This is a genomic window from Shinella sp. BE166 (assembly GCF_051201095.1).
Classification (GTDB): Bacteria; Pseudomonadota; Alphaproteobacteria; order Rhizobiales; family Rhizobiaceae; genus Shinella; species Shinella lacus.
Genome location: NZ_JBPEHL010000010.1, coordinates 21,164 through 43,121 on the forward strand (window position 1 = coordinate 21,164; position 21,958 = coordinate 43,121).

The following is a 21,958-nucleotide window of genomic DNA, read 5'->3' on the forward strand; positions in this document are numbered from 1 at the left end:
GGTTTTATCACAACTGGTTGGCTCTTCTTGGGGGACGCGGCGACGCGTTCCACGTTCATGGCGCATGGTGTCGTCGCGGTTCAAGCCGGAGCTTGGTGTTAGTGATGTACCGAAGGATATTCGGGATGAAGTCGATCCTTCTTGCGTTCGTCCTCGTCTCCGCCGGCGTGGCAAGCGTCGCAGGCGTATCCTTCGGTGTGCCTGACGACCTGATGAAGGGCTTGCCGCGGCTCGGCGCGGGAACGGACGATTTCGCCACCAGCAGCACGCAGGAAAGCCTTCCCCGCCTCGCCAAGCAGGCCCGCGTGGAAATCGCGCAGGCTGAGCAAACGGCGCAAGCGACGGGCACGGAGCAGACGCCGGTCACGGCGGTCACCGCGAACAAGCCCGTCGTCGACGAAAGCGCGCTACGCTATTTCGCGGCCCGCGGCGATACCGCCCGGCTGAACGCCGAGATCGCCCGGCTGCGCACGCTCTACCCCACCTGGATACCGCCAGAAAATCCGCTCGCCGTGCCGGTCAACGAAGACAAGCAGCTTGAGGAGATGTGGGCGCTCTACAGCCAGTCGCGTTATGCCGACGTGCGCGCGGCGATCGCCAAGCGCCAGCAGGAAGACCCGCAATGGACGCCGCCCGCCGACCTCGTCGATCGCCTCGACGTGGCGGAGAAGCGCGCGGCCCTCGTCGCCGCCTCCAATGCCGGCAAGAGCGAGGATGTCGTGCGCCTCGGCGCGGAGACGCCGAGCCTGCTCACCTGCAGCGATGCGGACGTGCTCTGGCGCGTCGCCGAGGCCTTCGTGAAGACCGACCGCATGCAGCGCGGCAAGGATGCCTATGGCTACATGCTCGACAATTGCACGGACGGGCCGGTGCGCATCGCGACCTTGCAGAAGGCTTCGACTCTGCTGAAATACGGCGACATGCAGGACCTCATCGCCCGCGAGCGCACCGGCACGGACGGCGTGAAGGAATTCGAGACGATCCGCGGCGACCTTGCCCGACGCTTCGTCGGCGAGGGCGACGAGGATGCCGCGATCACAGTGGCGCCGGCCTATCTGAAGATCGTCGAAAAGCTGGTGGCGGACGAGGGGCTTGCCTCCGATGCGCTGCTGCTCGGCTGGTATCACCTGCGCCGCGAGCAGAACGCCGCCGCCGAACCTTTCTTCCGCAAGGCGCGTGCCGTCGAGGATTCAGCCTCGGCCTCGCAGGGCCTGGCGCTCATCCTGCTCGCCCGCAAGATGCCGATCGAGGCGGAGGACGTGATGTATGCCTGGCGCACCACCTCCGACCAGGCGATGGCGACCTATCTCGCCGCCACCGCCAACCTGCTCGCGCTCGATCCGCCGCCGAAACTCGATGCCAAGGTGCTGAACCGCATCGCGCAGGTGACGCTTGAAGAAAAGCACCCGGAGACGGGCGAGCAGTTCGGCTGGTATGCGCTTGCCATGGACCAGCCGGCAACGGCCGAGGAATGGTTTGCCCAGGTGCTGAAGTGGAAGGCCGATTATGAGCCCGCCGCCTATGGCCTCGGCGTTGCGCGGCTGCGGCTGGAGGACCTTGCAGGCCTTGCCGCGGTCAAGCAGGCCTGGGGCGAGCGCTCGGAACGTATCGCGCTGCTCGGCGAGCGCGACACCAGCGACGATGCAGCCCCCGTGCGGCGCGGGCGCGAGGCGCTCGTCGCCCGCACCCAGCGGCGTCTGCCGGCGCGCGAAACGGCGGTCGAGGAGGTCGCGCTGAAGCCGCAGCGCATCGTGCGCACGGCGCGCCGGGCGGAAGGCGCCGTCGATTGCCGCAGCACGCGCGATCCGCGCAGCCTGTCTCCCGCGAGTGCACTGTCGCTCGGCTGGTGCCTGATGGAAATCAACCGGCCGCTCGAGGCCGCGCAGGCCTTCGAGGCGGCGCTTTCGGGCGAGGGCCGCACGCGCAGCGACGCCGCCTATGGCCAGAGCCTCGCCTATCTGCGCGCCGGCCTGACGAGCGACGCCGCCGTGGCGGCCACCAAGGCGACGCTCGACCAGAGCCGCGGCGCCGAATTGCAGACTGCCATCCTCTCCGACCGCGCAGTCAGCAGTTTCCGGGCGAAACGGTTTCGCGAGACCCTGGTCTATCTCGACCAGCGGGCGCAGTTCCGCGCCGAGCCGACGGACCTGATGGTGCTGCGCGCCTATGCCTACAAGAACCTCGGCATGCGCATCGATGCACAACGGCTCTTCGAGGCGCTCAGCGAGACCGGCCGCCAGGACGCCATCCGCGCGCTTGCCGAGATGCGCCGGGAACGGGACGGGCGGCAGTAACGCGATTTGGCCGCAATCGCCGGGGAGGATGTGGGTCATGCGTCTCGGGTTTCTTATCTTCGCGCTGCTTGTCTCGCCGGTCGCCGCGGCGGAAAACCTCTATGTCGTCTGCGACAACGGCCTTCGCTGCGTGAAGGCGCCATGCCCGTCCTCCACGATGCGCAATCTCGAAACCGGCGAGGAATTCAGGGGCGTAGCTCCCGATATCACCGGTCTTGCGGAAGCCGATCAGCAACGTATCCGCCAAACGGATGCGCTCTATTACGGCAGGCTCGCGCTGAGCGGGCACACGGAAGACCGCGAGCAGGACATTGCCGGCAAGCGCCGGAGCCTGCCGGTCCTCGTCATCACCGGTATCGCGCGCGAATCCACGGCCGCCGAGCGGCGGCACTGCCGCGCCGGTTAATCGCGGTCGGGCGCACCGAGCGGGAAATACGCGCGGTACGGACGCCCTTCATCCACGGCGCGGGCGAAGGAGGGGCGGGCGAGCAGGCGCCGGCGGTAGGCGTGCACGCGCTCGAAGGCCGGGTCGATGGCATGCGTCCAGTCCGCGTAGAACAGGAAGGGTGCGGCGGCGCAGTCGGCGAGCGTGAAGGCATCGCCGCAGGCCCAGAGCCTGCCCTCCATGTGCCGGTCGAGCCAGGCATAGGCGCATTCCAGCATCTTTCGCGCCTCGGCATCGCCGAGGGGATCTCGGTCCTTTTCCTGCCGGATGGCGTTGAACACGATGCGCTGCTGCGGCGTCGAAACGTAGTTGTCGAAGAAGCGGTCCAGCATGCGCACGTCGAGTGCCACCTTCGGATCGTCGGGAACGAGTTTGACCGGTCCCGGATAATAGAGCCCGAGATATTCGATGACCACGCTCGCCTCCATGACGGTGCGCTCGCCATCGACGAGGATCGGGAAGCGCTTGATCGGCCAGCGCGCCTCGAAATCGGCAAGCGTGTCGGGATCGTTGTGGTCAAGCATGCGGTATTCGAAATCGGTGCCGTTTTCATAAAGCGCGATCAGCGCCTTCTGGCAGTAGCTCGAGAAGGGATGGGCGTAGAGAACGGGTTTCATGGCAACCTCCGCGTCTGCGGAACGGTTGTCGCAAATCTGATTGCAAATTGCAATCGGATTTTGATGTCAGCCAGCGCGCAGCAGCAGCACCTGCCTCAGGCTCTCGCCATGCGGACGGGAAAATTGCATCTGGGCGACCGGGATAGCCAGGACCAGGAAGACCAGGGCGGTCACGAACAGCATTCCCGGATGCAGCAGTCTCGATTTCACGCGTCACCTCATACTCGAATGGCCGATCTATTCACGTCGAACCTGACGCCGCGCTGAACGTCGCGTTCAGCCGGCTGTCAGTTTGCTCCGCCAGGAAGCGCCGGACACAAGACGTGAAAGGACATCCGATGCGCGAAAGAACCGGCCCGGCCGGCAGAGCCGTTTTCTGGCGGCCGCAACTCGGCAGCATTGCGGTCAGCATCCTGACGGCGATCTATCTGCTGGCCTTGACCAACCGGAGCTTCTGGGAAAAGGGCTGGCTCTATCTCGATGGCCGGGCGACGACCTTCGCCTCCATCGTCATCGGCATCGCCTGCCTCTACATCGCGCTCTGCGTCACCGTATCGGTGAAATATGTGATGAAGCCGATCTTCATCCTGCTGATCCTGACGAGCGCGTCCGGCGCCTGGTTCATGGACAGCTACGGGGCGATCATCGACATGGAGATGCTGCGCAACGCGGCCGAGACGAACAGTGCCGAGGCCGGACACCTGATCACGCCGGGCTTTCTCTTCCACATGCTGGTCTTCGGCGTGCTGCCCTCGGCGCTTCTCGTTTGGGTGAACGTTCAGCATTACACGTTCTTCTGGAAACTGCGGGCCAATCTCGTCGTCATCGTGCCGGCGCTGGTCATCGCGCTGGTGGCCGGCTTCTCCCATGCACGGGTCTACACGGCCACTGCGCGCACGCATCGCGACTGGTTCCAGACGCTGAACCCCGTCATCCCGCTCGTCACCGCCGCCCGCTTCGCGGTCCGCCAGACGGCGGACCGCAATGTGGTCGCCGCGCCCATCGGCGAGGATGCCCGGATCGGCGACGCACCGCTTGGAGTGCGCAAGCCGCGGCTGATGATCGTCGTTGCCGGCGAGACCGCGCGGGCCGACAATTTCTCGCTTGGCGGTTACGGTCGCGAGACCAATCCGGAACTGAAGGCGAAGGACATTCGCTATTTTTCCGACACGACGAGCTGCGGCACGGCGACGGCCGTCTCGCTGCCCTGCATGTTCTCCGTCTACACCCGCAGCGCCTATTCGCATGACAAGGGGCTGGCGACGCAGAACCTGCTCGACGTGCTCTCCCATGCGGGCGTGGACGTCGAGTGGTGGGACAACAATACCGGCAGCAAGAAGATCGCCGCACGCGTTAAGGAACGCTCGCTGATCGAAGGCGGCGACCCGCGTTATTGTTCGGGCGGCGAGTGCCGGGACCAGGTGCTGCTCGACAATCTCGACGGCTGGATTGGCTCCGTCCAGAAGGACACCGTGCTCGTGCTGCACCAGATCGGCAGCCACGGCCCGGCCTATTTCGAGCGTTACCCGCAGGAATTCCGCCGCTTCACGCCCGATTGCCGCACCGCCGAGTTTTCCGACTGCACGCGCGAGGAAATCGTCAACGCCTATGACAACACGATCCTCTATACGGACCACATTCTTGCCGGCGTGATCGACCGGCTGGAGAAGGAGCAGGGCCGGCTCGACGTCTCCATGCTCTATATGTCCGACCACGGCGAATCGCTCGGCGAGTTCGGCCTCTACCTGCATGGCGCGCCCTATATGATCGCGCCGAGCCAGCAGACCCATGTGCCCTTCGTGCTGTGGCTCGGCAAGGATGCCAAGGCCGCCTATTCGGCCGCCTGCCTCGATGCCGAGACCACGAAGCCGCAATCGCACGACAACCTCTTCCACACCGTGCTCGGCCTGATGCGGGTGGAGACGAAAGTGCGCGACCCGGCGCTCGATCTGGTTTCCCCTTGCCGCTCGGGGGCGCTCTCCTGATCGGCAAGGGTGCTGGCAACGGGAGCTGTCCCGTGTATTCTCCCGCTTCGGACGGTGATCGGCGCCGAGGGGCGCCTGCGAAAACCGTCGCAGCGATGCGGAGAGACGGGCATTTGAGAATTCTGCTGATCGAGGACGATGCCGTGCTGGGCGAGGCGGTGCGTGACTATGTCGCCGGGCTCGGCCATGCCGTCGACTGGATGCAGACGCTCGACGATGGCCGCACGGCCTCCGGCACGGTCGATTACGACCTCGTGCTGCTCGACCTGCGCCTGCCGGACGGCAGCGGGCTGAGCCTGCTCAAGGACCTGCGCCGCGCAGGCGCTGTCACGCCCGTCATCATCCTCACCGCGCATGACCAGATTTCCGACCGAATCGAGGGGCTGAACAGCGGGGCGGACGACTATCTCGTCAAGCCGTTCAATCTCGGTGAACTCGGCGCGCGCATGCTCGCCGTCGCGCGGCGTTATGCCGGTGCCGCCGTTCCTGTTCTTGAGGCGGGGCCGCTGACCATCCAGCTGGCCGACCGCCGCGTGCTGCGCGAAGGCACGCCGGTCGATCTCTCCAGCCGCGAATGGGCGGTGCTGGCGCGGCTCGCCGCACGGCCCGACGCCATCGTTTCCAAGGGGCAGATCGAGGAGGCGCTTTACGCCTTCGGCTCGGAGATCGAGAGCAACACGGTGGAAGTCTATGTCAGCCGGCTGCGCAAGAAGCTCGGCAAGGATTGCGTCGAGACGCTGCGCGGCATCGGCTACAGGCTCGGCCGATGAGGAAGCCCTTCGCCTTCCCGCCGAAGAGCCTGGCCGGCCAGCTCATGCTGTGGATCACCGCGAGCGTCACGGTGCTCTGGCTTGTCGCCGTGGGTTTTGGCGCGCTGGTCATGCATGACGAGTTCGGCGAGATCTTCGACAGCTCGCTGCAGGAAACGGCGGAGCGGCTGGTACCGCTGGTGGTGGACGACCTGCGCCGGCGCAACGACATCAACGAGCCGCGCCGCATCGAGCGCTCGCCGTCGCAGCCGGGTGAGGAATACCTGACCTACCAGGTGCGCGACGCGAATGGCCAGGTGCTGCTGCATTCCCACACGGCGTCCGAACAGCCCTTCGAGGCACCGTTGAAGGTCGGTTTCCGCGATGGGGAGACGGGGCGGTTTTATACGGCCTCGACGCCGGACGGTTCCATCTTCGTGCAGGTGAAGGATTCTGCCGCGGAACGGCAGGAGGCGATGTTCGAGGGCACGCTCGCGCTGCTGCTGCCGGTGCTGCTCATCGTGCCCGTGACGGTCCTCGCCGTCTGGTTCGTCGTGCGGCGCGTGTTGTCGCCGGTCGAGACGCTCCGGGCGGCGATCGGCGAGAAGGACGGCGGCAATCTTGCGGCAATCGAGGCCGTCAGCCTGCCGCAGGAACTGCAACCGATCCTGCGTTCGGTCAATCTGCTGCTGGCGCGCCTGCGTTCGGTGCTCGCCGCCGAGCGGGAATTCACCTCGAACAGCGCGCACGAGCTGCGCACGCCCATTGCCGGCGCGCTGGCGCAGACGCAGCTTCTCCTCTCGGAGCTGAAGGACGCGCCAGTGCGCGCCCGCGCCCAGCAGATCGAGGCATCGCTGCAGAAACTCACAAAACTCACCGAAAAGCTGCTCCAGCTCGCCCGCGCCGAGGCCGGTATCGGCGTCAGCGAAACCACATTCGACGTTGCCGATGTGGTCGGCGTCGTGGTGACGGATTTCCAGCGCGCATCGGAAGATGCGGGCCGCATCCGCTTCCGCAACGATTTCGCCGGGCAGGGACAACGCGAAGGCACCGCCGATGCCTTTGCCATCGTGCTGCGCAACCTCGTCGAAAACGCCCTGCTGCACGGGCGTGTAGACGAGCCGGTCGAGATCCTCCTGACGGGGGAAGGCAACGTACGGATCCTAAACGGGGCGGCCCGTTTGTCCGATGCGGAGCTGTCCACCGTGCGCAAACGGTTCTCCCGCGGCAAGACGCTTGCTGCCGGTTCCGGGCTCGGCCTGTCCATCGCCGACCGGCTGCTTGCGCAGATGCGCGCAAGCCTTGTCCTGACCTCGCCCATTCCCGGGCGTGTTGATGGATTCCAGGCAGACGTCATGTTTCCGGACGCCCGCTGACCGCATCATTGCGGCACCATCTGCGCCATTTCCGAACAGTCTCGTTTTCCAGCATTCCCGCCTTCCGCAGGGGCAGGCGGATACTCACAATTTTTTCCATTAGCATGTGAGAAATATGTGGCTTTCTGACTTATTCTGTGGTTTTCTGTGGTCATAATCAAGAAAAGGTGGGGAACATGGGTCGCAAACCGGAAGACTACGCGCGGCTGCTCGCCAGCGCGCTTTGCAAGTTGCATGCAGCCGAATGCCGTGGGGCATCGCCCCTCATCTCTGAAGACAGTGTGCGGGTGATTAGCGAAACCATCGCCGCGGCGATGGAAGATGCCCGGAAAATTCAAATAGATCAGGAACATGCGGCAATGCTTGAACGCCGCGAACGCATACATCTACATTCCTGACGTCTCTCCAGTCTACGCCGCCGTGTGTGCTTGTGCTCGCGGCGGCGGCTTTTTATGGTAGGTGCTAGCAATTCCAGCAAACGTGTTGAGCTGTTTTGCGTTCGGAATTGCGCGATACGTCAAACGCGCCTGACCATCGGGAGGAGACGAGGTGCCGACTGAAGCCGCGCGCGTGGTGCGCGATACGTCCGCCGACCCGGAATTCGGGCCGTGGCTGGCGCAGGCCTCGATCCTCGTCGTCGACGACGAGCCGGGCATGCGCAACTTCCTGATGCGAACGCTTTCGCCGCGCTGCAAGCGGCTGGAGCTGGCTGCCGATACGGACGAGGCCTCGCGCAAGCTCGACCAGCACCATTTCGACGTGGTGATCCTCGACAACATCATGCCGCGCAAGAACGGCGTCGAATGGCTTGCCGAACAGCGCGCCATCGGCTTCTTCGCCGACGCCATCCTGATGACGGCCTATGCCGATCTCGAAACCGCCATCCAAGCGCTGCGCGCCGGCGCGGTCGATTTCGTGCTGAAACCCTTCCGTTCCAACCAGCTGCTCAATGCCGTGGCGCGCTGCCTCGACCGCATCCGCCTGCAACGCGAAAACTACGTGCTGCGCTACGAGCTGAAGGCGACCTCCGACCATATCCTGCTGCGCGACCGGCTGATCGGCGAATCCTCCGCCATCGCCCGGGTGCGCGATACCATCGCCCGCGTCGCGCCGCTGCCGACGACGGTGCTGCTCACCGGACAGTCCGGCACCGGCAAGGAGGTGGCGGCGCGCTCGCTGCACACGCTCTCCGACCGGGAGGCCAAACCCTTCGTGCCGGTCAATTGCGGGGCGATCCCGCCGGACATGATCGAAAGCGAGCTGTTCGGGCATCTCAAGGGCGCCTTCACCGGCGCGGAACGGGCGCGCGAGGGCCTGTTCCTGCATGCGCAGGGCGGCACGCTGTTCCTCGACGAGATCAGCGAAATGCCGCCGGCGACGCAGAGCAAGCTGCTGCGCGTGCTGGAGGACCGCAAGGTGCGCCCCGTCGGCTCCGAGCGCGAGGTGCCGGTGGACCTGCGTTTCGTCTTCGCCACCAATGCGGAACTGGAGAAGGAGGTGCAGGCCGGGCGGTTCCGCGCCGACCTGTTCTTCCGCATCAATGTCATGCAGATCCATCTTCCGCCGCTGAAGGAGCGGGATGGCGACGCGGTGGAGCTTGCGACGCTCTTCATGAAGAAGCTTTCGGCCCAGCTCGCCATGCCGGCCGTGCCGATCGACGCCACGGTGCGCCGGGCGCTTTCGGCCTATGACTGGCCGGGCAATGTGCGCGAATTGCGCAACCTCATCGAGCGTACGCTGATCCTCGGCCGTTTCCCCGAAGGGTTCGGCTCCGGCGCGCCGGCACCGGCCGGCGAGGCGGGCGGGTCGCTTGCCGATGTCGAGCGGCGCCACATCCTGGCGGTGCTTTCCGCCTGCAACGGCCAGCGCGACGAGGCGGCGCGCCAGCTCGGCATTTCGCGCAAGACGATCGACAGAAAACTGGCTGCCTGGGATGGCTGACGGCAGGCACGCCATCCGGCCGGCGCGCTCGGTGCGCTACCGGCTGCTCGCCATCGCCCTCCTGCCCATGTTGGTGATCCTGCCGCTCTTGCTCGGCGTCACGGTCTATCGCTGGAATGAGAAATTCGATGCGACGCTGATCTCCAAGGTCAATGGCGACCTGACGATCGCGCACCAGTATCTCGCGCATATCCTCGACAATACCGGCGAGCACGTCACCGCGCTCGGCGCCTCGGCGCCGTTCCGCGATGTCGCGAATGACGGCGCGGCGCTGAAGACCCTTTTGAACGACGCCCGGGCGCGGCTCGAACTCGATTTCCTCTACGTGATCGCGCCGGATGGTGGGCTCGTCGCCTCGGTGACCGAGGAGACCGCGGGCGCGCTTCGCACCGACTGGCCGGTCATTCGCGATGCGCTCGCGGGAAAACCCTCGACGGGGGTCGATATCTTCGAGAATGCCGACCTCGAAAAGCTCTCGCCCGATCTCGCCGCCCGCGCCAAGCTGCCGCTCGTCTCGACGCCGAATGCGGTGCCGACAGAGCGCAAGGAGGAGGCGCGCGGCATGGTGGTGCAGAGCGCCAGCCCCGTCACGCTCGGCGAGGGGCGCCAGGCCGTGCTCGTCGGCGGCATCCTGCTCAACCAGAATCTCGTCTTCATCGACACGATCAACGACCTCGTCTACCGGGAGGCGAGCCTGCCGGAAGGCAGCCAGGGCACGGCGACGCTGTTCCTCGACGACGTGCGCATCAGCACCAATGTTCGGCTGTTCGAGGGGCGGCGCGCTCTGGGCACGCGCGTTTCCGCCGCCGTGCGCTCGGCGGTGCTCGGCGAGGGGCGCACCTGGCTCGACAGCGCCTTCGTCGTCAACGACTGGTACATTTCCGCCTACGAGCCGATCACGGACAGCCACGGAAAACGCGTCGGCATGCTCTATGTCGGCTTCCTCGAAGCGCCCTTCACGGCGGCGAAATACCAGACCGTGCTCACCATCGTCGCTGCCTTCTTCGCCATCACCGCGGCAAGCGTGCCGATTTTCCTGCGCTGGGCGCGCGGCATCTTCGAGCCTTTGGAGCGGGTCGATGCCACGATCGCGCGGGTGGAGAGCGGCGATCTCGGCGCGCGCACCGGCCCGGTCGATAGCCAGGACGAGATCGGCCGCGTCGCCGTGCATCTCGACGACCTCTTGAACCAGCTCGAACGAAGCGACCAGGAATTGCGGCGCTGGAACGAGGAGTTGAACGCGCGCGTCGACGAGCGCACCCGCGAGCTGCAACTCGCCAACCGCCAGCTCGAAGCGACGACCAAGCAGCTCATCCTCTCGGAAAAACTCGCGGCCATCGGCGAGATCACCGCCGGCGTCGCGCATGAGATCAACAACCCGATCGCCGTCATGCAGGGCAATCTGGAGGTCGTGCGCGCCGTGGTGGGCGACCGGGCGGAACTGGCGAAGGTGGAGTTCCAGCTTCTCGACGAGCAGATCCAGCGCATCAGCCAGATCGTCACGAAACTCCTGCAATTCGCGAAGCCCGAAGAGTTCGCCGGCTTCGTCGACCGCCATGCGCCCGGCCTGGCGGTGGCGGATTGCATGCCGCTCGTCCAGCACTTGCTGGCGAAGGCGGCCATCGAGGTGCGGCTGGAAAACACCGCGGAGCGACTGGTGCTGATGAACCGCACCGAACTGCAACAGGTCGTGGTCAATCTCGTGGTCAATGCCATCCACGCCATGCCGGATGGCGGGCGGCTGACGATCGCGACCCGGGATCGCGACCGCGAAGGGCGGCCGGGCGTCGAGCTTGTCGTCAGCGATACGGGCGTCGGCATGGACCCGGACCTCGTTGCCAAGGTCTTCGACCCGTTCTTCACCACCAAGCGGCAGGAGGGGACCGGCCTTGGCCTTTCCATCAGCCAGACGCTGGTGACGCGGCAGGGCGGCGCCATCGCGGTCGCCAGCCGTCCGGGCGAGGGCGCGACCTTCACGGTCTGGCTGCCCGAGGCCGACTGACCGGACAGTTTGTCCATCGCATCCGGACAAACTGTCCATTCTGATTCCGCTCTTTCCTTCAAGCACTTGATTTTCCATGAAATCCGCTTTGGCACGGGCCTTGCAAGGTTTCGCGCGGGAGGTTCGGTGGCTGGCGTTCGCACGGAGGATGCGGACGGGCGGTGCCGAAGGGGCGGTTTTCGCCCGGCTCCCCATCACGAAAATCTTCGCACCGAGGGGTGCGTCGCGGAGGAGACCCAATGACTGCATCGACCGAGACCTATGCCGGCGGATATTCCGGCAGCATCCTCGACCGGGAGCGCATTATCGCGAAACCCGGCTTCAACCGCTGGCTCGTTCCGCCGGCAGCCCTTGCCATCCATCTCTGTATCGGCATGGCCTATGGCTTCAGCGTGTTCTGGCTGCCGCTGTCCAAAGCCATTCCGGTAACGGACCCGGCCTGCGCCGATCTGAACCTCATCTCCGCACTCTTCACCACGAGCTGCAACTGGCGCGTCGCCGATCTCGGCTGGATCTACACGCTGTTCTTCGTGCTCCTCGGCTGCTCCGCCGCCATATGGGGCGGCTGGCTGGAGCGCGTCGGCCCGCGCAAGGCGGGCTTCGTCTCGGCCTGCTGCTGGTGCGGCGGCATCGTCGTCGCAGCACTCGGCGTCATGAGCCATCAATTGTGGCTGATGTGGCTCGGTGCCGGCGTCATCGGCGGCGTCGGCCTCGGCCTCGGCTACATCTCCCCCGTTTCCACGCTGATCAAGTGGTTCCCCGACCGGCGCGGCATGGCGACCGGCATGGCGATCATGGGTTTTGGCGGCGGCGCGATGATTGGTGCGCCGCTCGCCAACCTGCTGATGAACGCCTTCAAGACGGACGTTACCGCCGGCGTGTGGCAGACCTTCCTCGTCATGGCGGCGATCTATTTCTGCTTCATGATGGGCGGCGCCTTCGGCTATCGCATCCCGCCGGCCGGCTGGCGTCCGGAAGGCTGGACGCCGCCGGCCTCCAAGTCGACGATGATCACCACCAAGCACGTGCACCTGCGTGATGCACACAAGACCACGCAGTTCTGGCTGATCTGGCTGGTTCTGTGCCTCAACGTCTCGGCCGGCATCGGCGTGATCGGCATGGCCTCGCCCATGCTGCAGGAAATCTTCGGCGGTCGCCTTATCGGCCAGCCGGAACTGACCTTCAGCCAGCTCGGCACCGACCAGAAGGCGGCCATCGCAGCGATCGCGGCGGGCTTCACCGGCCTCCTGTCGCTGTTCAACATCGGCGGGCGGTTCTTCTGGGCCTCGCTCTCCGACAAGATCGGCCGCAAGAACACCTATTACACGTTCTTCGTGCTCGGCATCGTGCTCTATGCCGCCGCACCCACCTTGGCCGACATGGGCAACAAGGCGCTCTTCGTGCTCGCCTTCGGCATCATTCTCTCGATGTATGGCGGCGGCTTTGCCACCATCCCGGCCTATCTTGCCGACATCTTCGGCACGCAGTTCGTGGGCGCGATCCATGGCCGCCTGCTGACGGCCTGGGCGACCGCCGGTATCGTCGGCCCGGTCGTGGTCAACTATATCCGCGAGGCGCAGATCGCCGCCGGCGTCGAGCCGGGGCCGTCGCTCTATACCGGCACGATGTATATCCTCGCCGGCATGCTGGCGGTGGGGCTCGTCGCCAACTCGCTGGTGCGGCCGCTTGCGGAGAAATGGTTCATGTCGGACGAAGAGGTCGCGTCGTTGCAGGCGAAGACGGCTGCGGCGAATGCCGGCCCGACCGGCTCCTTCGGCATCGGCAAGGGGGGCTTCGACGGCAAGGCGGCGCTCGCCTGGGCCGTTGTCGGCATCCCGCTCATCTGGGGCATCTGGGTGACGGTCAAGAACACCGCCGCGCTGTTCTAAGAGCCTTCAAGGAACGCTTCGAAGCCCCCGGTCCGCGCCGGGGGCTTTCTTTTTGCCCCTTGCGGCCTTCGTGCATTTCGACCAAACGGAAAGGGCTTGCAGACACGAGGAGGATGGCATGACCGAATGGGGCAGGACCGGCAAGGACAGGATCGCACTCGTCACGGGCGGCGGCACGGGCATCGGGCTTGCGGTCGCGCGCGGCCTCAGCGCTGATGGTTATGCCGTCATCATCACAGGCCGTCGGGCCGCGGTGCTGGAGACGGCGGCGGCGGAGATATCCGCTGAAACGGGCAATCCGGTGCGCGCCATCACCTGCGACGTCGGCGATCCGGAGCAGGTCGCGGCGGCCTTCGAACAGGTGAAGCAGGCGTTCGGCCGGCTCGACGTGCTGGTCAACAATGCCGGTTCCAACGTCTCGCCGGCGCTCTTGGAAGACATTCCCTTTACGGAGTGGAACAATATCCTTGCGGCGAACCTGACGGGCGCCTTCCTCTGCACGCAACAGGCCTTCAAGCTCATGAAGGACCAAACCCCGCGCGGTGGGCGCATCATCAACAACGGCTCGATTTCCGCCACCGCGCCGCGGCCGAATTCCGCGCCCTACACTGCGACGAAACACGCCATCACCGGCCTCACCAAGTCGACCGCGCTCGACGGCCGCAAGTACGACATCGCCTGCGGCCAGATCGATATCGGCAACGCGGCGACCGACATGACGGCGCGGATGAACGCCGGCGTGCTCCAGGCCAACGGCGAGATCGCCAGCGAACCGACCATGTCTGTCAAACACGTCGCCGACGCCGTGATCTACATGGCCAGCCTGCCGCTCGACGCCAATGTGCTGACGATGACGGTGATGGCGACGGCGATGCCCTTCGTCGGGCGGGGGTAGGGCGGGGACCCCCCTCTGCCCTGCCGGGCATCTCCCCCTCAAGGGGGGAGATCGGCAAGACGAAGACACATTGCTTGAATTGCAACGTTTGTGTTGAGCGAGACGTTGCTCCATCCAATCTCCCCCCTTGAGGGGGAGATGGCCGGCAGGCCAGAGGGGGGGTGCCTTTACCGCCGCCGCGGCTCGCCGCCTTCGGCGTAGACGGTCTTTTGCTGGAACTTGAAGACGTGGCCGCAGCGGCAGCGGATCATGTGTTTGTCCGGATATTTCGACGGGCGTTCCGTGAGGAAGCCGCGCGGCAGCGAATCGACGGCGAAGTCCGGGTTCTTCCGGCTTGGCATGTCGTCCTCGGAGACTTCGGCATAGCCGGAATTGCCGCACATGGCGCATTCGAGCTTGCGCGAGTAGCGGTCACGGGCGGCCATGGACGACTCCTTTGTTGGATGCTGGTCTGCCGTTAATAGGCATGGCGCCCGGTGGTTTCAATGGTTCACGGCGCAAGCAGCGCCTGAAGAATGGCGATGATGCGCCGGTGCTGGTGGGCGTGGCGCGTGCGCACGTTGACGGCGGCATAGACGGCCTGCGCGATCGGCTCGGCGCCCACGACCCGGCTTGCCGCGCCGGTGCCGATGAGCCGCCGGGCATCCGCGGCCGGCACGAAGGCGGAGCCGCCGAGCTTCTGCATCAGCGCCAGGATGGCGGTCGTCTCGCCGCTGGCGATGGGCGCGGTGGAGAGCCCCGGGTGGGCCTGGCGGTGCAGCCGGTCGAAGGCCGGCGAATAGACGGCCTGGATATAGTCCTCCGGCTTCACCTCCGCGATGTCACCCACCCGGTTGCTCACCATCTCGTAGATCACGTCGCCGATGCGCTCATAGTGCAGGTCCGGCAGGTAGTGCGGGGTGAAGAGGATGGCGAGATCGAGGTCGCCCGCGTCGAGGTCGCGGTTCATCTGGTTGGAATAGTCGACCTCCAGATAGATCGACGTACCCGGTAGCTCCTTGCGCACCGCCGAAAGCCAGTCGCCGGCATAGTGGGCGGCGAGGTCGTGTTGCAGGCCGATGCGCATGGAGCGTTCATAGGCGCCGGCCGTTTCCACCGCGCGCGCCGCCTCGTGCCACTGGTGCTGCAGCGCCTTGGCATGGTCGAGGAAGCGCAGGCCCGCGGCGGTCGGCTGCGTGCCGCCCTTGTTGCGCGCGAAGAGTTTTCGCGCGAACGTGGCTTCCAGCGCATTGATGCGGTGGGTGACGGTCGATTGCGTGATGTTCAGGCGCTCCGCCGTGCGGTTGAAATTCCGGGTTTCCATGAGGTCCAGGAATGTCTCGATCAGGATAATCTGCATGGATGCGCCATTTTTTCCCAGTGTTTCGCGCAAGTGTAATCGAAGGTATCGATTAATAAAGGGAATTCCGCGGCTTGCTGCGCAGCACTTTGGTTGACACAAATTCGGGGCGCAAAGAAGGGGAACGAGAATGTCCGCACTGCCAAGCCATGCCCGTGTCGTCATCATCGGTGGAGGCGCCGTGGGCGCCTCGGCGCTCTATCATCTGGCCAAGGCCGGCTGGACGGATTGCGTGCTGCTGGAAAAGAACGAGCTGACCGCCGGCTCCACCTGGCACGCCGCCGGCAACGTGCCGACCTTTTCGTCCTCCTGGTCGATCATGAACATGCAGCGCTATTCGGCCTCGCTCTACCGGGAGCTGGGCGCGCTGGTCGATTATCCGATGAACTACCACGTCACCGGCTCGATCCGCCTCGGCCACTCGAAGGAGCGGTTGCAGGAGTTCAAGCGCGTCGTCGGCATGGGCCGCTACCAGGGCATGGACCTCGACATCCTCTCGCCCGACGAGATGCGCGGAAAATATCCCTTCCTCGAGACGCATGATCTCACTGGCGCGCTCTACGACCCCTATGACGGCGATATCGACCCGGCGCAGCTCACCCAGGCGCTGGCGAAGGGCGCGCGCGACATGGGCGCGAAAATCTTTCGCTTCTGTCCCGCCACCGGCGCGCGCCGGGAGGGAGATGAATGGGTGATTTCGACGCCGCAAGGTGAAATCCGCTGCGAAAAGGTCGTCAACGCCGCCGGCTATTATGCGCGCGAGGTCGGCAAATGGTTCGGCCGCGAGGTGCCGATGATGGTGATGAGCCATCAATACATGTTGTTCGAGGAAATTCCCGAACTCGCCGCCTGGTCGCGCGAGGCCGGCCACAAGCTGCCGCTGCTGCGTGATGTGGATAGTTCCTATTACCTGCGCCAGGAAAAGACCGGCATGAATCTCGGCCCCTACGAGCGCAATTGCAAGGCGCATTGGATCACGCCGGACGATCCGATGCCGGACGATTTTTCGTTCCAGCTCTTTCCGGACGATCTCGACCGCCTCGAATGGTATCTGAACGACGCCGTCGAGCGCGTGCCGATCCTCGGCACGGCCGGCCTGTCGCGCATGATCAACGGGCCGATCCCCTATGCGCCGGACGGCAACCCGCTGCTGGGGCCGATGCCCGGCGTGCCGAACGCCTACGAGGCCTGCGTCTTCACCTTCGGCATCTGCCAGGCGGGTGGGGCCGGTAAGGTGCTGGCGGAATGGGTGACGGAGGGCGAGACGGAATGGGACATGTGGTCCTGCGATCCGCGCCGCTATACGAGTTTCGCCGCCGACAAGGATTATTGCGTCGCCAAGGGCATGGAAATCTACGGCCACGAATATGCCATGCATTTCCCGAAACACGCCTGGCCGGCTGGGCGCAACCGGAAACTCTCGCCGATCCACGATCGCATCGAGGCGCTGGGGGCACAGTTCAAGCCCTATAACGGCTGGGAACGCGCCAATTGGTACGCCGAGCCCGGCGATGATCTTTCGGAAGAATCCACCCAGACCTGGAACCGCGAAGGCCCCTGGCGGGCGCGCATCGAGGCGGAATGCCGTGCCGTCACCGAGGCCGCCGGCATTCTCGACCTTCCCGGTTTCTCGCGCTTCCGCGTGAAGGGCGAGGGCGCGACGGCGTGGCTTTCGACGCTCACCACCGGCAAGCTGCCGAAACCCGGTCGCATCGGCCTTGCCTATTTCTCCGACGACAAGGGCCGCATCGTCACGGAAATGTCGGTGATGATGCTGGACCAGGATTTCTTCTTCCTGATCACGGCCGCGACCGCCCAGTGGCATGATTTCGAATGGCTGCAAAAGCACCTTCCGAAGGACGCCGCCTTCACCATCGACGACGTGACGGAAAGCTTCTCCTGCCAGATCCTTTCCGGCCCGAATTCCCGCGCCATCCTCGCCGAAGTGACGGATGCGGATCTCCAGAAGGGCTGGCTCACCCACCAGAGCTGCCAGATCGCCGGCCGCTGGTGCCAGCTCGTGCGCGTCTCGTTCGCCGGGGAACTCGGCTGGGAAATCCACACCAAGGTGGAAGACACGGCAATGATCTTCGATGCCGTCTGGGAGGCGGGGCAGAAGCACGGGCTCAAGCCTTTCGGCATGGAGGCGCTGGATTCGCTGCGCATCGAGAAGAGCTATCGCGCCTGGAAGGGCGACCTTTCGACGGACTACACCATCCTGCAGGGCGGCCTCGACCGCTTCGTCGACTGGACCAAGCCTGACTTCAAGGGCAAGGCGGCGCTGGAGCGGGAGAAGCAGCAGGGCGTGACAAAACGCTTCGTGACGCTGACGGTGGAGGCCGGCGAGTGCGACGCGCCCTACATGTCGACGCTGTGGCACAGCGGGAAAGTGGTCGGTGAGACCACCTCGGGCAACTGGGGCTATCGCACCGGCAAGTCCATCGCGCTCGGCATGCTCAGGGCCGATCTCACCGTTCCCGGCACGGAAATCGAGGTCGAGATCTATGGCGACCGTTTCAAGGCGGTGGTCCAGTCGGACGGCCCGCTCTTCGACCCCAACAATGAAAGACTGCGTGCATGAGCAAGCCCATCCCTTCGAAGGCGAGAGCCGTCATCATCGGCGGCGGAGTCTCCGGCTGTTCGGTCGCCTATCACCTGGCAAAACTCGGCTGGACGGATGTGGTGCTGCTGGAGCGCAAGCAGCTCACCTCCGGCACCACCTGGCATGCGGCGGGTTTGATCGGCCAGTTGCGCGCCTCGCAGAACATGACGCGGCTCGCGAAATATTCGGCCGACCTCTACACCAAGCTCGAAGCCGAGACCGGCATCGGCACGGGCATGCGCCAGTGCGGCTCGATGACGGTGGCGCTCACCGAGGAGCGCAAGGAAGAAATCTACCGTCAGGCCTCGCTCGCCCGCGCCTTCGACATCGATGTGCGCGAAATCACTGTCGACGAGGTGAAGGCAATGTATCCGCACCTCAACACGGCGGATGTTAAGGCCGCCGTGCATCTGCCGCTCGACGGTCAGTGCGACCCGGCGAACATCGCCATGGCCTTGGCCAAGGGCGCGCGGCAGAACGGCGCGACGGTCATCGAGGGTGTCAAGGTGACGTCGGTCGTCACCAAGGATGGCCGCGTCACGGGTGTCACCTGCGAGCAGAATGGCGAGACCTTCACCATCGAGACGGACAACGTCGTCAATGCCGCCGGCATGTGGGGGCGCACGCTCGCCGATATGTCGGGCGTCACGCTGCCGCTGCATGCCTGCGAGCACTTTTATATCGTCACCGAGCCGATCCCGAACCTGCAACGGCTGCCAGTTTTGCGCGTGCCGGACGAATGCACCTACTACAAGGAGGACGCCGGCAAGATGCTGATCGGCGCTTTCGAGCTGAAAGCCAAGCCCTGGGGCATGGACGGCATCTCGGAAGATTTCTGCTTCGACCAGCTGCCGGAGGATTTCGATCACTTCCAGCCGATCCTCGAAAACGCCATCAACCGCATGCCGATGCTGGAAACTGCCGGCATCCATACCTTCTTCAACGGCCCGGAAAGCTTTACGCCGGACGACCGCTACTATCTCGGCGAGGCGCCGGAACTGAAGGGCTACTGGGTTGCCGCCGGCTACAATTCCATCGGCATCGTCTCCTCCGGCGGTGCCGGCATGGCGCTGGCGCAGTGGATGAACGACGGCGAGGCGCCGTTCGATCTCTGGGAGGTCGATATCCGCCGCGCCCAACCGTTCCAAAAGAACCGCGCCTATCTCAAGGACCGTGTCTCCGAAACGCTCGGCCTGCTCTATGCCGACCATTTCCCCTACCGCCAGATGGCGACGGCCCGCGGCGTGCGGCGCTCGCCGCTGCATGAGCACCTGAAGGCCCGCGGTGCCGTCTTCGGTGAGGTGGCCGGCTGGGAGCGTGCGAACTGGTTTGCCAAAGAGGGGCAGGAGCGGGAATACCGCTATTCGTGGAAGCGGCAGAACTGGTTCGAGAACCAGAAGGAAGAGCACCTCGCGGTTCGCAACGGCGTCGGCCTCTTCGACATGACCTCCTTCGGCAAGATCCGCGTCGAAGGGCGCGATGCGCTGGCCTTCCTGCAACGGCTCTGCGCCAACCAGATGGACGTCGCCCCCGGCAAGATCGTCTATACCCAGATGCTGAACGCGCGCGGCGGCATCGAGAGCGACCTGACGGTGACACGGCTGTCGGAAACCGCCTTCTTCCTCGTCGTGCCGGGCGCCACGCTCCAGCGCGATCTCGCCTGGCTGCGCAAGCATCTTGGCGACGAGTTCGTCGTCATCACCGATGTCACGGCGGCCGAAAGCGTGCTCTGCGTCATGGGTCCGAAGGCGCGCGACCTCATGCAGAAGGTGAGCCCGAACGATTTTTCCAATGCGGCGCATCCCTTCGCCTCCGCCCGGCAAATCGAGGTCGGCATGGGCCTCGCCCGCGCCCACCGCGTCACCTATGTCGGCGAACTCGGCTGGGAGCTTTACGTCTCCACCGACCAGACGGCGCATGTCTTCGAGGCGCTGGAGGAAGCCGGCGCCGATGTGGGCCTGAAATTGTGCGGCCTGCACACGCTCGATTCGTGCCGCATCGAAAAGGCCTTCCGCCATTTCGGTCATGACATCACCGACGAGGACCATGTGCTCGAAGCCGGCCTCGGCTTTGCGGTACGCACGAAGAAGGGCGACTTCCTCGGCCGCGATGCCGTTCTCCGCAAGGAAGAGGAGGGGCTGAAGCGCCGCATGGTGCAGTTTCGGCTGACCGATCCGCAGCCGCTGCTCTTCCACAACGAGGCGCTCGTGCGCGATGGGAAGATCGTCTCCACTATTACCTCCGGAAATTACGGCCACCATCTCGGCGGTGCGATCGGCATGGGTTATGTTCCCTGCGTCGGCGAGAGCGAGGCGGATGTGCTCGCCTCCCGCTACGAGATCGAGATCGCCGGCGTGCGGGTGAAGGCGGAAGCCTCGCTTGTTCCGATGTACGATCCAAAGTCGGAAAGGGTCAGGGCATGACGACGCTTGCCGAACGCCACGAACGTTTCCACGCGCTGCACCAGTCGGGCTGCTTCGTCATCCCGAACCCCTGGGATATCGGCTCCGCCCGCATGATGGCGGCTGCCGGCGCCGTGGCGCTTGCCACCACCTCCGCCGGCTTCGCCTTCACGCTTGGCCGGCCGGACATGGGCCGCGTCACCCGTGAGGAGCCGCTGAAACATGCCGAGGACCTCGTGCGCGCCACGCCGCTGCCGGTCTCGGGCGATTTCGAGAACGGTTTTGCCGATGCGCCCGACGAGGTTGCCGAGACCATCCGGCTTGCCGCCGAGGTCGGCCTTTCCGGCTGCTCGATCGAGGACACGCAGATGGTCGAGGGCAACCCGGCCTATGCTTTCGACCTCGCCGTGGAGCGCATCCGCGCGGCGGCCGATGCCGCCCGGTCGCTCGGCCAGCCGTTCATTCTCTGCGCGCGCGCCGATGGCGTGATGAACGGCGTCTACGATCTGGACGAGGCGATCCGGCGCATCCAGGCCTTCGAGAAGGCCGGCGCCGATCTCGTTTATGTGCCGGTGCCGCCGGGTGCGGAGGAATTGCGTCGCGTCGTTCAGTCGGTTTCGAAGCCGGTCAATGCGCTCGCCGCCGGCCCGCTGCGCCAGCTCACCGTGCCGCAATTCGCGGAGATGGGCGTGCGCCGCATCTCGCTCGGCTCGACTATCGCCCGCGTCACCCATGCGGCGATCGCCGAGCAGATGGAGGCCATCGTCAAGGATGGCAGTTTCGCGAAATTGTCTGCTGCGATATCCGGCGACCGGGTGAACGCGATGCTCGCCGAAGGCGCCGACGGGGCCTAGCGCCCGTAGGCCCGCACGTCGCGCACGCCAAAATCCCATTCGGGCGCGGTCACGGGGGTGATGTCGCTGCCGGGGAAGACGGCGAAGGTGCTGAAGGCCTGGCTTTCGCCCGGCAGCACGCGCAGCACGATCAGCGCGTCGTCGCGGCCGACCTCCCGGCAGGTGCCGTTCGGGCAATCGGAGAGCACGACGTCGAGGCGGAAGGACTGCATGGGCACCGTGCCCTTGTTGGTGATGCGGCCCGTTACGCGAAAACTCGTCTTCGTCTGGCCGACAATGGCCTCCGTTTCGGAGAGCTCGACATTGTCCGCCGAAAGCGCTGGTGCCGCCGTATCCTGCACCACGACCTCGCCGGAGGGGGCGCGCTCTTCCACGAACCAGATAAGCAATGCGGCGGCAAGGCCGATTGCCACCACGATGGTGAGTGCGGGTTCGACCCAGCTCTGAAAGCGCCGGAAGCGCAGTGCGAGATAAAGAATTGCCGCCGCTGCGACTGCGAATGCCCAGATCATTCAGGTCCTCCTGGGCATCATATAGCGTGCGCGGCGGCCCGTCGAAAGGCCGCGCC

At 65.3% G+C, this 21,958-nt stretch carries 18 protein-coding genes; 13 read left to right on the forward strand and 5 right to left on the reverse strand.

All coding sequences use genetic code 11. The features are described 5' to 3' along the window. The first annotated feature begins 125 nt into the window (after positions 1–125). Both J2Y63_RS22345 and J2Y63_RS22350 read left to right on the forward strand, forming a co-directional pair. On the forward strand, positions 126–2,294 hold the full coding sequence (locus J2Y63_RS22345) for a cellulose synthase (RefSeq protein WP_435267872.1): 2,169 nt from the start codon (positions 126–128) through the stop codon (positions 2,292–2,294). Between the two features lie 37 nt (positions 2,295–2,331). Beyond that, positions 2,332–2,700: a hypothetical protein gene (locus J2Y63_RS22350; protein ID WP_435267873.1), complete on the forward strand. Its 369-nt coding sequence runs from the start codon at positions 2,332–2,334 to the stop codon at positions 2,698–2,700. On the opposite strand, the gene J2Y63_RS22355 is transcribed toward J2Y63_RS22350, so the two are convergent. Together J2Y63_RS22355 and J2Y63_RS22360 are read right to left on the reverse strand one after the other, a co-directional pair. Beyond that, positions 2,697–3,356: a glutathione S-transferase family protein gene (locus tag J2Y63_RS22355; protein ID WP_435267874.1), complete on the reverse strand. Its 660-nt coding sequence runs from the start codon at positions 3,354–3,356 to the stop codon at positions 2,697–2,699. The genes J2Y63_RS22350 and J2Y63_RS22355 overlap by 4 nt on opposite strands. Before the next feature lie 66 nt (positions 3,357–3,422). Further along, a complete protein-coding gene (locus J2Y63_RS22360; RefSeq protein WP_435267875.1) occupies positions 3,423–3,566 on the reverse strand; it encodes a hypothetical protein in 144 nt (47 codons plus the stop codon). 128 nt (positions 3,567–3,694) lie between these two features. Here J2Y63_RS22360 and J2Y63_RS22365 point away from each other — a divergent pair, with 128 nt between their 5' ends. The 8 genes from J2Y63_RS22365 to J2Y63_RS22400 all read left to right on the forward strand — a co-directional run bounded on the left by J2Y63_RS22365 (position 3,695) and on the right by J2Y63_RS22400 (position 14,193). Continuing rightward, the gene (locus J2Y63_RS22365; RefSeq protein WP_435267876.1) at positions 3,695–5,341 is read left to right on the forward strand and encodes a phosphoethanolamine transferase; all 1,647 of its coding nucleotides are present in this window, start codon (positions 3,695–3,697) and stop codon (positions 5,339–5,341) included. A 113-nt stretch (positions 5,342–5,454) separates the two neighbouring features. Then, a complete protein-coding gene (locus J2Y63_RS22370; protein WP_256117293.1) occupies positions 5,455–6,111 on the forward strand; it encodes a response regulator transcription factor in 657 nt (218 codons plus the stop codon). Next, a complete protein-coding gene (locus J2Y63_RS22375; RefSeq protein WP_435267877.1) occupies positions 6,108–7,466 on the forward strand; it encodes a histidine kinase dimerization/phospho-acceptor domain-containing protein in 1,359 nt (452 codons plus the stop codon). Before J2Y63_RS22370 ends, J2Y63_RS22375 begins: the two co-directional genes overlap by 4 nt. Before the next feature lie 176 nt (positions 7,467–7,642). Beyond that, positions 7,643–7,864, forward strand: a complete 222-nt coding sequence (locus J2Y63_RS22380; RefSeq protein ID WP_435267878.1) for a hypothetical protein — start codon at positions 7,643–7,645, stop codon at positions 7,862–7,864. Positions 7,865–8,015: 151 nt separating this feature from the next. Continuing rightward, the gene (locus J2Y63_RS22385) at positions 8,016–9,407 is read left to right on the forward strand and encodes a sigma-54-dependent transcriptional regulator (protein WP_435267879.1); all 1,392 of its coding nucleotides are present in this window, start codon (positions 8,016–8,018) and stop codon (positions 9,405–9,407) included. Then, the gene (locus tag J2Y63_RS22390; RefSeq protein WP_435267880.1) at positions 9,400–11,409 is read left to right on the forward strand and encodes a sensor histidine kinase; all 2,010 of its coding nucleotides are present in this window, start codon (positions 9,400–9,402) and stop codon (positions 11,407–11,409) included. Before J2Y63_RS22385 ends, J2Y63_RS22390 begins: the two co-directional genes overlap by 8 nt. A 239-nt stretch (positions 11,410–11,648) precedes the next feature. Beyond that, the gene (locus J2Y63_RS22395) at positions 11,649–13,298 is read left to right on the forward strand and encodes an OFA family MFS transporter (RefSeq protein ID WP_435267881.1); all 1,650 of its coding nucleotides are present in this window, start codon (positions 11,649–11,651) and stop codon (positions 13,296–13,298) included. Positions 13,299–13,416: 118 nt separating this feature from the next. After that, a complete protein-coding gene (locus J2Y63_RS22400) occupies positions 13,417–14,193 on the forward strand; it encodes an SDR family oxidoreductase (protein WP_435267882.1) in 777 nt (258 codons plus the stop codon). Positions 14,194–14,360: 167 nt separating this feature from the next. Here the strand turns inward: J2Y63_RS22400 and J2Y63_RS22405 are convergent, their stop codons facing one another. Next, positions 14,361–14,618 carry a hypothetical protein gene (locus J2Y63_RS22405; RefSeq protein WP_256117283.1) on the reverse strand — a complete coding sequence of 86 codons (258 nt, stop codon included), beginning with the start codon at positions 14,616–14,618 and terminating at the stop codon, positions 14,361–14,363. A 65-nt stretch (positions 14,619–14,683) separates the two neighbouring features. After that, positions 14,684–15,532, reverse strand: coding sequence for a LysR family transcriptional regulator (locus tag J2Y63_RS22410; protein ID WP_435267883.1), 849 nt, complete (start codon positions 15,530–15,532; stop codon positions 14,684–14,686). Between the two features lie 130 nt (positions 15,533–15,662). On the opposite strand from J2Y63_RS22410, the gene J2Y63_RS22415 reads away from it, so the two are divergent. Genes J2Y63_RS22415 through J2Y63_RS22425 form a run of 3 tightly spaced genes read left to right on the forward strand, consistent with a single transcriptional unit; the run spans position 15,663 to position 21,390 of the window. Beyond that, entirely contained in the window at positions 15,663–18,113 is a 2,451-nt protein-coding gene (locus J2Y63_RS22415) for a GcvT family protein (RefSeq protein WP_435267884.1), read from the forward strand. After that, positions 18,110–20,557 (forward strand): GcvT family protein, encoded by a 2,448-nt coding sequence (locus J2Y63_RS22420; protein WP_435267885.1) that lies wholly within the window; start codon positions 18,110–18,112, stop codon positions 20,555–20,557. The genes J2Y63_RS22415 and J2Y63_RS22420 overlap by 4 nt, the downstream gene beginning before the upstream one ends. After that, complete coding sequence (locus tag J2Y63_RS22425; RefSeq protein ID WP_435267886.1) at positions 20,554–21,390, forward strand: isocitrate lyase/PEP mutase family protein; 837 nt, start codon at positions 20,554–20,556, stop codon at positions 21,388–21,390. Before J2Y63_RS22420 ends, J2Y63_RS22425 begins: the two co-directional genes overlap by 4 nt. Here J2Y63_RS22425 and J2Y63_RS22430 read toward each other — a convergent pair. Continuing rightward, positions 21,387–21,902, reverse strand: coding sequence for a hypothetical protein (locus tag J2Y63_RS22430; RefSeq protein ID WP_435267887.1), 516 nt, complete (start codon positions 21,900–21,902; stop codon positions 21,387–21,389). The genes J2Y63_RS22425 and J2Y63_RS22430 overlap by 4 nt on opposite strands. Positions 21,903–21,958 lie beyond the last annotated feature (56 nt).

Bases quoted from the DNA above. Each gene is read 5' to 3' on its own strand.
- J2Y63_RS22425 (WP_435267886.1), top strand. From the start codon at position 20,554: ATGACGACGCTTGCCGAACGCCACGAACGTTTCCACGCGCTGCACCAG.
- J2Y63_RS22390 (WP_435267880.1), top strand. From the start codon at position 9,400: ATGGCTGACGGCAGGCACGCCATCCGGCCGGCGCGCTCGGTGCGCTAC.
- J2Y63_RS22430 (WP_435267887.1), bottom strand. From the start codon at position 21,902: ATGATCTGGGCATTCGCAGTCGCAGCGGCGGCAATTCTTTATCTCGCA.
- J2Y63_RS22365 (WP_435267876.1), top strand. From the start codon at position 3,695: ATGCGCGAAAGAACCGGCCCGGCCGGCAGAGCCGTTTTCTGGCGGCCG.
- J2Y63_RS22410 (WP_435267883.1), bottom strand. From the start codon at position 15,532: ATGCAGATTATCCTGATCGAGACATTCCTGGACCTCATGGAAACCCGG.
- J2Y63_RS22400 (WP_435267882.1), top strand. From the start codon at position 13,417: ATGACCGAATGGGGCAGGACCGGCAAGGACAGGATCGCACTCGTCACG.
- J2Y63_RS22420 (WP_435267885.1), top strand. From the start codon at position 18,110: ATGAGCAAGCCCATCCCTTCGAAGGCGAGAGCCGTCATCATCGGCGGC.
- J2Y63_RS22405 (WP_256117283.1), bottom strand. From the start codon at position 14,618: ATGGCCGCCCGTGACCGCTACTCGCGCAAGCTCGAATGCGCCATGTGC.
- J2Y63_RS22380 (WP_435267878.1), top strand. From the start codon at position 7,643: ATGGGTCGCAAACCGGAAGACTACGCGCGGCTGCTCGCCAGCGCGCTT.
- J2Y63_RS22350 (WP_435267873.1), top strand. From the start codon at position 2,332: ATGCGTCTCGGGTTTCTTATCTTCGCGCTGCTTGTCTCGCCGGTCGCC.
- J2Y63_RS22345 (WP_435267872.1), top strand. From the start codon at position 126: ATGAAGTCGATCCTTCTTGCGTTCGTCCTCGTCTCCGCCGGCGTGGCA.
- J2Y63_RS22395 (WP_435267881.1), top strand. From the start codon at position 11,649: ATGACTGCATCGACCGAGACCTATGCCGGCGGATATTCCGGCAGCATC.
- J2Y63_RS22355 (WP_435267874.1), bottom strand. From the start codon at position 3,356: ATGAAACCCGTTCTCTACGCCCATCCCTTCTCGAGCTACTGCCAGAAG.
- J2Y63_RS22415 (WP_435267884.1), top strand. From the start codon at position 15,663: ATGTCCGCACTGCCAAGCCATGCCCGTGTCGTCATCATCGGTGGAGGC.
- J2Y63_RS22375 (WP_435267877.1), top strand. From the start codon at position 6,108: ATGAGGAAGCCCTTCGCCTTCCCGCCGAAGAGCCTGGCCGGCCAGCTC.